The sequence below is a fragment of the Bdellovibrio sp. HAGR004 genome (assembly GCF_055397015.1).
Genome location: NZ_AP029176.1, coordinates 358,374 through 370,345, shown reverse-complemented (window position 1 = coordinate 370,345; position 11,972 = coordinate 358,374). Strand labels below are relative to the sequence as shown.

Annotated in this window: 15 protein-coding genes; 3 read left to right on the top strand and 12 right to left on the bottom strand. The window is 48.6% G+C overall.

Annotated features, from left to right (window positions below; genetic code table 11):
- The first annotated feature begins 39 nt into the window (after positions 1-39).
- Together ACZ5ZV_RS01990 and ACZ5ZV_RS01985 are read left to right on the top strand one after the other, a co-directional pair.
- Positions 40-162, top strand: a complete 123-nt coding sequence (locus tag ACZ5ZV_RS01990; RefSeq protein WP_262554655.1) for a hypothetical protein — start codon at positions 40-42, stop codon at positions 160-162.
- A gap of 63 nt (positions 163-225) precedes the next feature.
- Positions 226-789: a superoxide dismutase family protein gene (locus tag ACZ5ZV_RS01985; RefSeq protein ID WP_464119740.1), complete on the top strand. Its 564-nt coding sequence runs from the start codon at positions 226-228 to the stop codon at positions 787-789.
- Positions 790-821: 32 nt separating this feature from the next.
- On the opposite strand, the gene ACZ5ZV_RS01980 is transcribed toward ACZ5ZV_RS01985, so the two are convergent.
- The 3 genes from ACZ5ZV_RS01980 to ACZ5ZV_RS01970 all read right to left on the bottom strand — a co-directional run bounded on the left by ACZ5ZV_RS01980 (position 822) and on the right by ACZ5ZV_RS01970 (position 3,273).
- Positions 822-1,802 (bottom strand): fumarylacetoacetate hydrolase family protein, encoded by a 981-nt coding sequence (locus ACZ5ZV_RS01980; protein WP_464119738.1) that lies wholly within the window; start codon positions 1,800-1,802, stop codon positions 822-824.
- An 11-nt stretch (positions 1,803-1,813) separates the two neighbouring features.
- A complete protein-coding gene (locus ACZ5ZV_RS01975) occupies positions 1,814-2,377 on the bottom strand; it encodes an outer membrane beta-barrel protein (RefSeq protein ID WP_464119737.1) in 564 nt (187 codons plus the stop codon).
- Between the two features lie 170 nt (positions 2,378-2,547).
- The gene (locus ACZ5ZV_RS01970) at positions 2,548-3,273 is read right to left on the bottom strand and encodes a hypothetical protein (protein WP_464119735.1); all 726 of its coding nucleotides are present in this window, start codon (positions 3,271-3,273) and stop codon (positions 2,548-2,550) included.
- Between the two features lie 63 nt (positions 3,274-3,336).
- Between ACZ5ZV_RS01970 and maiA the strand changes: the two genes are divergently transcribed.
- Positions 3,337-3,996, top strand: coding sequence for a maleylacetoacetate isomerase (maiA, locus tag ACZ5ZV_RS01965; RefSeq protein WP_464119733.1), 660 nt, complete (start codon positions 3,337-3,339; stop codon positions 3,994-3,996).
- A gap of 168 nt (positions 3,997-4,164) precedes the next feature.
- Here the strand turns inward: maiA and ACZ5ZV_RS01960 are convergent, their stop codons facing one another.
- The 9 genes from ACZ5ZV_RS01960 to ACZ5ZV_RS01920 form a co-directional block, all read right to left on the bottom strand.
- Complete coding sequence (locus tag ACZ5ZV_RS01960; RefSeq protein WP_464119731.1) at positions 4,165-5,043, bottom strand: UbiA family prenyltransferase; 879 nt, start codon at positions 5,041-5,043, stop codon at positions 4,165-4,167.
- Positions 5,044-5,047: 4 nt separating this feature from the next.
- Positions 5,048-5,383 (bottom strand): cytochrome C oxidase subunit IV family protein, encoded by a 336-nt coding sequence (locus ACZ5ZV_RS01955; RefSeq protein ID WP_464119729.1) that lies wholly within the window; start codon positions 5,381-5,383, stop codon positions 5,048-5,050.
- A 3-nt stretch (positions 5,384-5,386) separates the two neighbouring features.
- Positions 5,387-6,052 (bottom strand): cytochrome c oxidase subunit 3 family protein, encoded by a 666-nt coding sequence (locus ACZ5ZV_RS01950; protein ID WP_464119727.1) that lies wholly within the window; start codon positions 6,050-6,052, stop codon positions 5,387-5,389.
- Positions 6,039-7,646: a cytochrome c oxidase subunit I gene (gene ctaD / locus ACZ5ZV_RS01945; protein WP_464119725.1), complete on the bottom strand. Its 1,608-nt coding sequence runs from the start codon at positions 7,644-7,646 to the stop codon at positions 6,039-6,041. The genes ACZ5ZV_RS01950 and ctaD overlap by 14 nt, the downstream gene beginning before the upstream one ends.
- Positions 7,647-7,656: 10 nt before the next feature.
- Positions 7,657-8,613: a cytochrome c oxidase subunit II gene (gene coxB / locus ACZ5ZV_RS01940; protein ID WP_464119723.1), complete on the bottom strand. Its 957-nt coding sequence runs from the start codon at positions 8,611-8,613 to the stop codon at positions 7,657-7,659.
- 6 nt (positions 8,614-8,619) lie between these two features.
- Positions 8,620-9,477 (bottom strand): SCO family protein, encoded by an 858-nt coding sequence (locus tag ACZ5ZV_RS01935; RefSeq protein ID WP_464119721.1) that lies wholly within the window; start codon positions 9,475-9,477, stop codon positions 8,620-8,622.
- A 35-nt stretch (positions 9,478-9,512) separates the two neighbouring features.
- The gene (locus tag ACZ5ZV_RS01930) at positions 9,513-10,049 is read right to left on the bottom strand and encodes a c-type cytochrome (protein ID WP_464119719.1); all 537 of its coding nucleotides are present in this window, start codon (positions 10,047-10,049) and stop codon (positions 9,513-9,515) included.
- A 145-nt stretch (positions 10,050-10,194) separates the two neighbouring features.
- Complete coding sequence (locus ACZ5ZV_RS01925; RefSeq protein WP_464119717.1) at positions 10,195-10,974, bottom strand: alpha/beta fold hydrolase; 780 nt, start codon at positions 10,972-10,974, stop codon at positions 10,195-10,197.
- A complete protein-coding gene (locus tag ACZ5ZV_RS01920) occupies positions 10,971-11,972 on the bottom strand; it encodes an alpha/beta fold hydrolase (RefSeq protein WP_464119715.1) in 1,002 nt (333 codons plus the stop codon). Before ACZ5ZV_RS01920 ends, ACZ5ZV_RS01925 begins: the two co-directional genes overlap by 4 nt.

The following is an 11,972-nucleotide window of genomic DNA, read 5'->3' as shown; positions in this document are numbered from 1 at the left end:
TCAGAACATGAGATAATACAAAGAAGTAAAGGAGGCCTTATGACGACTCTTGAAACCAGAGCCAGATTGGCTCCTAAAATCCGCTTGGGCCGCGTGGTCATCTACTTTTATCTGAGCGTTTTTATCCTGGTCGGTATTGTCGCTTATTTTGCGAATGGGTAATGACACGGACAAGTTCTGATGAGTAAACTGTTTTGCATATAAATCACTGAAAGGGGATCTCATATGAAAAACATGTTACTCATCGGGCTTGTATCTCTTTCCATGGCTGCTTGTGCACAGAAGGAAAAGGCCGCCGAAACACACCACCATGATCATCACAATCATGAAGCAGCGGCTGCAGCTCCACAAAAAGCTCAGGCTGTTTTGAAGACTGTTAAAGGGTCCAAACTTAAAGGCATCATCCACTTCACCGAAGAAAACGGTAAAATGAAAATCGAAACAATGGTTGAAGGTATCAAACCAGGTCCTCACGGATTCCATATCCATGAAAATGGTGACTGTTCTGCAGCGGACTTCTCTTCCGCTGGCGGCCACTTCAATCCAAGCAAGGGCACCCATGCAGGTCACGATGTGGCCGGCCGTCATGTGGGTGACTTGGGCAATCTAGTGGCAGACAACAAAAGCAAGGCCAACACCACTTTGATCATTGATGGCATGACCATGAAAGGTCCTGAAAGCATCATTGGTAAAGCTGTGGTTATTCACAAAGACAAAGATGATTTGAAATCTCAGCCTGCTGGCAACTCCGGCGCACGCATTGCGTGTGGAGTGATTGAAGCTCTTTAAGACCAAAGAGCTTCAAAAAGATGGGTGAAGGCTTAAACGGCCTTCACCTTTTGGAAGATTCTTCCGAAGATACTTTCGCCTTTTTCATTCAGCATTTGCATCTCGACAGTATCACCAGACTTCATGAACGGAGTTTTAATAGCACCCGTTTCAATCTGTTCGATCATACGCTTTTCTGCCAGACAACTTGAACCATTTCCGTGCTCTTCGTTGGATACGGTCCCGCTGCCGATGATGGTGCCAGCCGCCAGGTTGCGCGTCTTCGCCGCATGAGCAATCAACTGTCCAAAGTGGAAGTGCATAGCTCCCGCATTGGCCTTACCGAAGAATTCTCCGTTATACTTTACATGCAACGGAAGATGGATACGGCCGTCTTTCAAAGCCGACCCCAGCTCATCCGCCGTCACCGCAAACGGAGACAGCGCAGAAGCTGGTTTACTTTGGAAGAAGCCAAAGCCTTGCGCCAGTTCTTCAGGAATCAGACCACGCAACGATACGTCGTTAATCAGCACATAAAGGCGGATGTACTTCAAAGCTTCCTCAGGAGTCACACCCATCGGAACATTGTCTGTAATCACACCCACTTCACCTTCGAAATCTGTGCCGTGAGCAAAATCACGTTGCGGGATATCTTCCGTCGGAGCCAGGAACTGACCGCATTCGCCCTGATACATCAAAGGCACTGTGCTCAAAGTTTCCGGCAACGCCGCCTTGCGGGCCATACGAACAAGCTTGATATGATAAATAAAAGCCGAACCATCAGCAAACAGCCACGTGCGAGGCATTGCCGAATGGAAGTCGTCTTCTTTCACCGCAAAAGCGCCGGAGGCTTTACCTTCATTCAGATCTGAGTAGAGTTTCTGCAAAGCAGACTCATTTTCAGACCATTTTTCCATCGCTTCACGCAGACTGGGAGCAATGTGTGTCGCCTTCACCGCCATCTTAAGATCACGGCTGATCACACACAATTGTCCATCCTTGCTTTCAGAAGACTTCAAAGAACCTAGTTTCACGTTACAAATCCTTAGTCAAAAGTGATCATCAAGTTGGCACCCACGGCACGATAGTCTTTTAGATCTTTCGCAGCCTCACCACTTGCTGATTCATAATACAAAGTTGCACCCAACTGCGGAGCAAACTTAAAGCTTGCACCGATCAACAAAGGAATCAGCGGCGATTTAACATCTGTTACTTTGCAACCAGTCGCATCGCAGGAGCTGTCCAAGTTCATACCCAAAGAAACTCCGGCAAAAACACCAGCATATTCTTCGAACTTGTACATCAATGCCACAGGGATATCGAGATAGTTCATGCTAATTTTTGTCTCATCGCCGGAAGCATCATCTTTTGCAATCAAAGGTCTTTGTGTGAACAGCATACCTGTGCGCAGATGCAAAGGACCGGAAATCGGGAAATGAGCTGTGGCCCCAAACTGGAAACCCATCTGAGATTTAGCAGAAGACGTCGCCGCATCCACTTCACCGGACTGCTGACGAATCCCCACTTCCAAACCATAATCAATATCAGCCAAAGCCACCGAAGACATCATCCCCAAAGCCGCCACAACAACAACTACTAACTTCTTCATTATATCCTCCAGAATAAAATCCAATTCAGAGTCACTCAATACCCACTTAAGATACTACCAACACCAGGACGCCGAAGCATTAGTTTTTACAAGGCGCAAGGAGAAAGGCGTACTACAAGTACGCCGCCGACGAAGCAACGCAGCTAAAAACTAATGATCCGGCGCGCGAGTTATTTGTCGAGGCACCAGGGGGCATTCAATGCCATCTCATTGATAACCTTGTCCAAGGAGACCTCGCTGTGTTCCAACGCAAGGTGATGAGGCTCGACTGTTCCACGCGCCGCAAGAACGATAAGAATCAAAGGCAGAAGTATTCTAAGGACAATTTCGATTTTACCACCCGGATGTGGTGAGTATTCATCTTTCCAGTCTCCGAATTTCAGACTTTTGATCAACATGTAACCCAGGCTGAACAAAAGCACTGTGATGATTGTGAATATCCAAGACTGATTCGCCGGCATAGTCTGAAACTGCTGCAGCCAGGATTCAAAGTTCCACTGGCTGTATTCGGCCCAGCGCATGCGCTGACCAAACTTTGCGAAATGGAAGAAGTCCAAGTAAGTTAAAGCACAGATGGCAAACCAGACAGTCAAAAAGTAGATCTTATAGATCACAAACAAAGACTTGGGCCACTTCTGCGCAAAAGCCTGCAACATCAATAGAAAATAAATCGGCAGGAAGATAAAGCCGAAGATCAGAAGATCAAATCGAAACCCCGCAAAGAAAGACTGCGCGATTTCAACGAACGCGGCATCCGGTGTCGCATGAAACACTGACAGGAAGTACAGATTCATACGGAACAATGTCATGAAAGCGATCAGGGTAACAGCCAGAAAACCGAGCTTAAGAAATACTTTCGTTGAAAAACGCAGGGAAAAGATAAAACGATTGGGCATCGAAAAGTCCTTTGACTGAGTATCAAAAGCACGCGAACAATAAAACTCAATAGGAGTCAGTATATGGCCTCGATGGTACTTTACAACTATTTTCGCAGCTCCACCTCTTACCGCGTTCGCCTGGCCTTGCATTACAAAGGTCTGCAGTTTGAATACAAACCGATCAATCTTTTAAAAGGCGAGCAACTTTCCGCTGACTACAAAAGAATCAATCCTCTGGGGGGTGTCCCTACTTTGGTTCACGACGGAAAGATCATCCCGGAATCCTTTGCCATCATGGAGTATCTGGACGAAGTCTTCCCTCAGAATCCCCTGTTCCCCCAAGACGCCTACACCAAAGCGCGCATCCGCCAGGTCTGCGAGGTGATTAATTCCTTCATGCATCCGATGGCCAACCTGAAGACCCTCAAGTACATGGAAACCAAACATGGCTATGATCAGAACCAAAAAGACGAATGGGCCCAACATTGGATCAACCAGGGCCTGGAAGTTTTGGAAACAACATTAAAAGAGTTTTCAGGCACCTACAGCTTCGGCAACGAAATCACCATGGCCGACCTGTTCCTGATCCCACAGCTTCTGACGTCACAAAGATACAAAGTGGATATTTCCAAATACCCCACTCTGGTGAAGATCAACGAAAACTGCCTAAAACTGGAAAGCTTCCAAAAAGCCCACCCCTTCGCACAGATCGACACCCCAGAAGAATTCAAAAAGAAATAAAGACAGCGCCGCCGAAGGCCAGCCAAAAAAAAGCAGTCGCCAAGACTGTTCAAAACGGTTCAAGCGCAAGGCGGAGGGGTTTCTCCGAAACGGAGGCGTGCTCCAAGCACGTCGGAGAGAAGGAGGGGCCCCGACAACGCAGTCGATTGGGCCGTTTTCAACAGTCGTCTAGTTGTGAGAAATAAATAAGAAGTTCCATTTGTCGATGACTGGGATGATTAGGAACACCAGCATCGAAACGTTCAACCACATAAAGAAAGCCAACCAGCGTTCAGTGCCGTTGGATTTATAGTAGCGATAGAACTCTTGAAGAACTTTGAAGCAGAACGGGAACGTCAGAAGGATGAACATCCAGCTGGCGTGAACAAACATCGGTGCCGCCAAAGCCACGCCCACATATACGAAAGTATACAGGCCCACTTGGAACATCGTGCGGTCCATCCCCAAAGCCACAGGCAAAGTAGGAACACCACCCTTGGCATAATCATCCTTGTAGCGAATCGCCAGCACCCAGAAGTGCGGCATCTGCCACAAGAACATAATCAGGAACAAATACAGGGATTCAGAATTCCAGATGTCAGGATTGGCTACGGCATAGCCGATTGTCACCGGCAAAGCTCCCGGAATGGCTCCAGGTACCGCGGCAAAAGCCCAACGGCGCTTCCACCACAAAGTGTAAGGTCCATTGTAAAGAAACACACAGAACAGACCAATCCAGCCCGCCACAGGCTCCAGCGTGAACAGGAAATTCAAGCCCACAACCAGAAGGCACACAGCCAGAATACCCGCCGCCGCCGGCTTGATTTTGCCAGACGGAATCGGACGCTTGGCTGTGCGAGGCATCTTGGCATCCATCTGCCAGTCCTGCACCTGATTCAGCGCCAAAGAACCCGAGCTAAGGAAGTAAATCCCCGCCAGGGTCTCTAGAAAGACTTTCCAATCAAATGTGTTTTCGATCTGAAAACCGGTGGCATAGCCGGCCAGTCCCGCAAGAACTGAAAAAACGACTATGCCAAACTTGGTAAGATCCGCGTATGTACGTAGCACGATCTTAAAGTGGGCTGATCTCTGGAACGCGAGTTGCGAAGTCCAAAGCACAGATAGCAAATAGCAACGCCAGGAAGAAGAATCCGATACCGAAGATGAAACGATTCATCTTAGTGTCGTCCTTCAAGTGCATGAACCAAAGGATCACAAGGGCCGCTTTGACCAGGGCGATCAAGAATGCCACTGGAGCTGCCCATGAACCCATCTGGTGATGGAACTGGTGTGCAAAGACTGTCAGGAAAGTCAGACCAAACAATGCCAAGGCAACTTTGAAGTAAGTTGCCATTGGCGTGATGTGTGGATGAAGAACATATGCGTTGTTGTCGTTATTTTGAGCCATGTATTACCCCACCAAATATAAAAGAGGGAACAGGAAGATCCAGATCAAATCGACGATGTGCCAGAACAACCCAACACCTTCAACCGGGATCCAGTACTGACTGTGGAAGTCCCCGCGAACCGTACGGATCAAACACCAAGTGATCAAGCCGATACCGATCAAAACGTGGATACCGTGAAGACCTGTCATTGTGTAGTAGAAGCCGAAGTACAAACCAAGGTTGGCGTGCTCTGCACCCACTTTCGCAGCGTCCAGGAACTTACCTGGGTACAAGCCCAAGTGGAACTTATGCTGGTATTCGAAGTACTTGATCACCATGAAGATCGCGGCACACAGAATCGTGGTGGCCAAAGCCAACGCCGCTTTCTTCTGCTCGTTCTTCTGGATGAAGGAAATCGAAATAGCCATGGTGAAGGAAGAGAAGATCAACACCAAGGTGTTCACGAAGCCCATCTTCCAATCCAAGGATTTCGCACCTTCTGCGAACATCTCCGGATACATATTGTGGTAGTAGAAGTAACCAACAAAGATCGCACCGAACATCAGGATCTCTGTCAGCATGAACAACCAGATACCCTCTTTACCAGAGGAGTACTGCTGCTCGGCTGTTTTAAAGTGGTGAGCGACATGCGCTGTGTGAGCGCCGTGTGCGTGATTATCTGTACTCATATGGCCCCGCTGTTACTACTGGTTCAACACTGAAGTTGTCGTGAGGAGGAGGAGATGACGTTTGCCATTCCAACGTTTTAGAGCCCCAAGGATTCATCGGAGCTTTCTCACCTTTCATAAGACCTTGAACAATTGTGTATAGACCGACCAAGAATCCAATACCGATCAACCAAGAACCGACAGTGGAAATCTTGTTCAGAGTCTCATAGGCTGGGATGTAGTCGAAATAACGACGAGGCATACCCATCGCACCCAGGATGAACTGAGGGAAGAAGGTCACGTTAAAGCCGATGAAGATGAACACGAAGGAGATGCGCGCAGCCGCTTCGCTGTACATTTTACCGAACATTTTCGGGAACCAGTAATAGTATCCACCCATCAACGCCATCAAAGTACCACCCACCATCACGTAGTGGAAGTGAGCCACCACGAAGTAAGTGTCGTGGAAGTGAACGTCGATTGGAAGAGTCGCCAACATGATACCTGTCACACCACCGATGGCGAACAAGAACATGAAGCCCAATGCATACAACATCGGAGAGCGGAACTCGACAGAACCTTTATAGAATGTCGCAACCCAGTTGAACATCTTGATCGCCGTTGGAACCCCTACCAGCATCGTCAGGAAGGAGAACACGATACCTGCGGTACCAGACTGACCGGACACGAACATGTGGTGACCCCAAACGAAGAAGGACACCGCCGCGATACCCAAAGAAGAGTAAGCGATTGCTGTGTAACCGAAGATCACTTTCTTGGAGAAAGTCGTGATCAGTTCAGAGATGATACCCATTGCCGGGATAACCATGATGTAAACCGCAGGGTGAGAGTAGAACCAGAAGAAGTGCTGGAACAATACCGGGTCACCACCCAGTTTAGGATCGAAGATACCGATACCCAGGAATCTTTCCACTGCCAAAAGAAGCAATGTGATACCCAAAACCGGAGTCGCCAACATCTGAAGGATCGCCGTCGCATACAAAGACCAGATGAACAAAGGCATTCTGTGCATAGTCATGCCAGGAGCTCTTAGTTTGTGCACGGTCACGATGAAGTTCAATCCTGTCAGGATGGAAGACATACCCATGATGAAGGCCGCAAGAACCATCATCGCCGTCGCAGTCCCCGTTCTGATAGAATAAGGAGTGTAGAACGTCCAGCCTGTATCAATCTTCGTAGTGAAGAAAGTTGCAATCGCAAGGATCGCACCCGCCATGAAGCAGTACCAGCTTAGAAGATTGATTTTCGGGAAGGCCACGTCCTTTGCGCCGATTTGCAGCGGCAGGAAGAAGTTACCCAAAATCGCCGGGATACCAGGAACGATAACCATGAAGACCATGATCGCCCCGTGATATGTCATGACCTGATTATAAACGTCACCGTTTGCAAGGATTTGACCCACATTCGGAGCTGTATTTGGAGCAAAAAGCTCCAAACGAAGCAACAGGGCCATGATCCCACCGATCAGGAAGAAGAACATAACAGTGATGAAGTACATCAAACCGATACGTTTATGGTCTACCGTGGTCAGCCAAGACCAGAGACCTTTTTCAAAATTAATATAGTTGTCGCCGTGAGCTGTCGTTTTCGCCATGCCCAACTCCTTACTTCAGATTCTTGATGTACTCGACAAGAGCACTGAGTTCGTTTTCGTTCAACTGACCCTGGAAGGTAGGCATTACACCTTTAGGGAAGCCTTTAACGATGTGTTTATTCGGCTCTAGGATGGATTCACGAATGTAGTTTTCGTCAAACACGATCTTGGATCCGTCATCCATAACTTCTTCGTGACCAAACTTCTGGAACAAAGAAGGACCAACCATTGTTGCCGGGCTGTCCACTGCGTGGCAGGAGGCACAAGCCTTCACCGCAAACAACTTCTTACCTTTTTCACCCAGCGGAAGATTTCTTTCTTCCTGACCTTGTTCCATATATTTGTCGAAGTCTTCGCGGGAAACGACTTTCACCTTACCGATCATGCCGGAGTGGGAAGTTCCACAATATTCAGTACAGAACAAGTGGAAGTCGCCCAGCTTATCCGCTCTGAACCACAAAGCCGTGTAACGACCTGGAACCGCATCTTGTTTGATACGGAAAGACGGTACGAAGAAAGAGTGAATCACGTCAGAGGAAGTCAGAAGAATCTTAACATCCTGATTGATTGGCACCACGATCTCATTGACGGTTTTGTAGCCGTTTTTGTATTCCACTTCCCAAGCCCACTGTTTACCCAAAACGTTGATTTCCAACGCGTCTTTAGGCATCGCGCGCATTTGGTGATAGATGTACCAACCCCAACCGAACACAGCCAGGAAGATCACAAGTGGAATGAAAGACCACAAGAACTCCAAAGCGGTGTTGTGAGAGATGTATGCTGTTTTATCATTGGGAGTCTTACGTCTGTACTTCCAGACGAAGTAGATCATCCCACCGATGACAAGCACGCAGGCAATGAAACTTGTTACAAGCAAAAATCCGTATAGATTGTCGACCTGCTTCGCAATCTCGGTTCCTTGCGTGGGCATGAAGGATTGGGCCTTCGCTAAATTAAACCACATCATGTACCTTTATCTCCCCGCCGTATTTTCCTGCTCTCTGCGAGCACGGATCCATACAGGCAATAACCAAATTACCATCACCAAAACCATTACCGCCCCGCCCATCTTCATGACGTTGAAGGCCACGAGCGTGTACTTGCTTTGATGTGGGTCATACTTAAAACAATAAAGCACCAAGCTGTCGACGAAGGTTCCGATTTTACCATCGGTTGCTTCGTTCAGGGCAATCTTGATGTCCTGAGGATTAAACATAATCCCCGGAAGATAGCGCGAGATCGTTCCGTCTGGAGTGATCACGATAGCCGCCGAAGCGTGCGCCCACTCCTGAGCTTTCTCGTCCCATCTGAACTTGAATCCCAAGGCCTGCATCAACGCCTGCACTGTGGATTCATCCGCTGTAATGAAGTGCCAGTCTTTTTCAGCCCCTGCACGATCATACAGTTTCATGTAAGTCTGTTTTTTGTTTGCCGCCAAGTCGGGAGTCTCTTTTGAGTCAAAACTCACAGACAGCAACTTAAACTTCTTACCGACCGTCCAATCTTTATCCATCAACTTGAGCGCGTCCGTCAGACCGTTCAAGTGGAAGTTACAAAGACCCGGACAGGAAAAATACACCGGCGAAATAATCACCGGATGCTTGCCATCGAAGAAAGACCCCAAAGCCACTTCCTGGCCATTGTCGTCTTTCACTTTCATAGTCAGGTCGATTTTAGAACCCAACTTTTCGTCGATGCCGACCCCTTCAAGCTCCTGGGGCTTTTCGCTGGCCACCATCGGAGCTGGCTTACCATCGTAAGCAGGCGCCTGAGCCGAAAACAAAACGAGAACGGACGCTGCCAGCGCCGCTCTCATTGCTTTTGTTTTCAATACAAGCTCACCGGCAAGCATGAATAAATCCTTAATTATTGTGCGGTTTTTGCAAACTCAGCAACTTTAGCAGGATCGTCTTTAGATTTGTTTTCAGTGATAGACTCGATGAAATGGATCACAGCCCAGCGGTCCGCTGGCTTGAAGTGAGCATAAGCCGCCATGGACGTGCCCTTGATACCATTCTGTAGAACTTGATAGTGGGCGATAAGACCGCCACCTTGAGTCCACTTACCTTCAACCAAGTTACGTGGCTTTGGATTCAAGCCCGCACCCGCAGCACCATCACCCTTGCCCTCAGCACCGTGGCACATAGCGCAGTTTGTGGCGAAGAACTTTTTGCCGTAAGCAACCATTTCAGGAGTGGAAACCCATGGCTCTTGTACTTTCGCGATGTCGAAAACAGGAACCGCACCCTCTACAACAGGGGCATTTGGATCTACAACGTTTTCACCCAGATCAACACCTTTATTGATCACAACGATGTAAACGAAGAATGCACAGACGAATACCATTGAAAAGGCAAACGCCAGCAGACCACCACGATTATACTCATCTCTAGCTTCAGACATAGGTTGGCACTCCCTAGGGGACGCAAAGTAGTTTTGTCACAGTATTGTAATTTATTAATCGATAACTAACCGAAAACAGACCGATGGGCAACCTATTAAGCCGCCCCGGACTAGTTGATATTATGCACCGCAAAAGACTGTGTCCTTAAGAAAACAGATAACTCCGAGTGATGTTCACAAACTTTTCGGGATTTTCAATGTTCGGACAGTGTCCTTGGCCGGCAATACGTTCGAACTTTCCGTTTACAAACAGGCCTGCCAGAGCCTGAGAATCAACCTCAGGTAGAAGGGTGTCATGCTCCCCGTGCAGCACCAAAACTTCATGCTGAACGGTTTTCAAATCACCGCGAACATCAAGCCCATCAAGCGCTTCCAAGACCCAGTGACCCACGGCCTTCACAGCCTTAAAGGCGTCCTCCACCACCACTTGGCGGAAGAAATCCGACTCGGCATTATTATTATGAATCGTAGATCCGATCACCGCCGCCGTCAGGTCCTTGTCCAACTTCATCTTTTCAAAAGCCGAAATCATGGAGGAATCAAAGGTAATCCCTTGCGCCCCGACAGGGTCCAGCAAGACCGCCTTGCGGAACAGGTTTGGCTCTTTGGCTAACATCAGGGCCGCAATCAGGCCCCCGGTGGAATGTCCAACAACATGATAAGGCCCAGGTCCCATCGACTTTAACAACGCGATGAAATCCTCGGCAAATAGGTGCAGATTTACTTCGTCACTGCTTTGCGGAGGTGTGCTTTTGCCGCACCCACGGAATTCGCCGTAAATCAAAGAGCCGGAATAATTTTTACCGGCCGCCTGCCTCTTCCAAATTTCTTCAGCCGGATACCACCAGCGATTGGACGCCAGATTCCCGTGGATAAAGAAAATGCTTTCGGGAACGACGCCGGAAACAACCTCGTGGTGAATCATTCGCGACCCACCGTCACCTGATCCTGCCCACTGCGAGCCTCGCCTCGGAAAGGATAACCTTCGAAGTCACGACCCGCAGACAGCAATTTATTTCCCGTCACGATTTCATAAACCCAGGAAGCCGTGAAGTAAGGAACCGCTTCGACCATTTTGTGTTCAGAGCCGTTGATATAAAGACGGCTTGCGCGCGCCGCTGCTGGAACCGCATCCCAGTATTCATCCAGAACGCTTGTTTCGATGTACTGATCCTGGCGGGCAATCATCAAGTGCAGGGACTTGGCCGGGATCGTGTGAGTCAAATCCACCGGACGGAATTTACGAATCCCCTGCACCAGACGGAAAGTCGCTTCCAGCTTGAAGGGATTCTCCAGAACCACAGGCTCTGCCTGCGGATAGGTGGCATAGATGATCTGATGCAAGAAATGATCGTACAACTCATCATCCGTCATTTTGTTAAAAGGGAATATCTGACGAGTCGCCCAGATCTGGGATTTGATCCAGCGATCCTGCCCTTCCAGAGGACGCGTGAACGGCGCCATCATAATCAGATTCTTGACCAAGGATGGATAAGCGGCGGTGAAGCCAGCGGCCACACCACCGCCATAAGACAGTCCAACAATATTAAATGGACCTTTTAATTTCATTTTCTCAAGAAGGACTTTCAGGTCCTGCACCTGATCCTGCACAGGAATCGGCGCTACAACCGGGGCATACTTCAAAAGCGTCTGCCCCTGCCCGATGGGATCATAGCGAAGAACACCCACGCCTTTGGCCACCAGGACATCAACAAAGCGTTCCCATTGACGGGTGCTGTAAGTCAGTCCGTTAACCAAAACAACCGTTGGCTGCTTTTCTTTCGCCGGAACGTAATCCACAAAAAGCTCTTTTTGCGGAGTGATTTGCACAAATCCCTTAACCGCTTCGGCATTCGCCAAAGATTCCAAGGACACAAAGAAACCTGATACCAAGACAAACAAAGCCAAGAACAGAGATCTCAT

Coding starts and splice junctions, on each gene's coding strand:
- ACZ5ZV_RS01990 (WP_262554655.1), top strand. CDS start 40: ATGACGACTCTTGAAACCAGAGCCAGATTGGCTCCTAAAATCCGCTTG.
- ACZ5ZV_RS01985 (WP_464119740.1), top strand. CDS start 226: ATGAAAAACATGTTACTCATCGGGCTTGTATCTCTTTCCATGGCTGCT.
- ACZ5ZV_RS01975 (WP_464119737.1), bottom strand. CDS start 2,377: ATGAAGAAGTTAGTAGTTGTTGTTGTGGCGGCTTTGGGGATGATGTCT.
- ACZ5ZV_RS01970 (WP_464119735.1), bottom strand. CDS start 3,273: ATGCCCAATCGTTTTATCTTTTCCCTGCGTTTTTCAACGAAAGTATTT.
- maiA (WP_464119733.1), top strand. CDS start 3,337: ATGGCCTCGATGGTACTTTACAACTATTTTCGCAGCTCCACCTCTTAC.
- ACZ5ZV_RS01955 (WP_464119729.1), bottom strand. CDS start 5,383: ATGGCTCAAAATAACGACAACAACGCATATGTTCTTCATCCACACATC.
- ACZ5ZV_RS01950 (WP_464119727.1), bottom strand. CDS start 6,052: ATGAGTACAGATAATCACGCACACGGCGCTCACACAGCGCATGTCGCT.
- ctaD (WP_464119725.1), bottom strand. CDS start 7,646: ATGGCGAAAACGACAGCTCACGGCGACAACTATATTAATTTTGAAAAA.
- coxB (WP_464119723.1), bottom strand. CDS start 8,613: ATGATGTGGTTTAATTTAGCGAAGGCCCAATCCTTCATGCCCACGCAA.
- ACZ5ZV_RS01930 (WP_464119719.1), bottom strand. CDS start 10,049: ATGTCTGAAGCTAGAGATGAGTATAATCGTGGTGGTCTGCTGGCGTTT.
- ACZ5ZV_RS01925 (WP_464119717.1), bottom strand. CDS start 10,974: ATGATTCACCACGAGGTTGTTTCCGGCGTCGTTCCCGAAAGCATTTTC.
- ACZ5ZV_RS01920 (WP_464119715.1), bottom strand. CDS start 11,972: ATGAGATCTCTGTTCTTGGCTTTGTTTGTCTTGGTATCAGGTTTCTTT.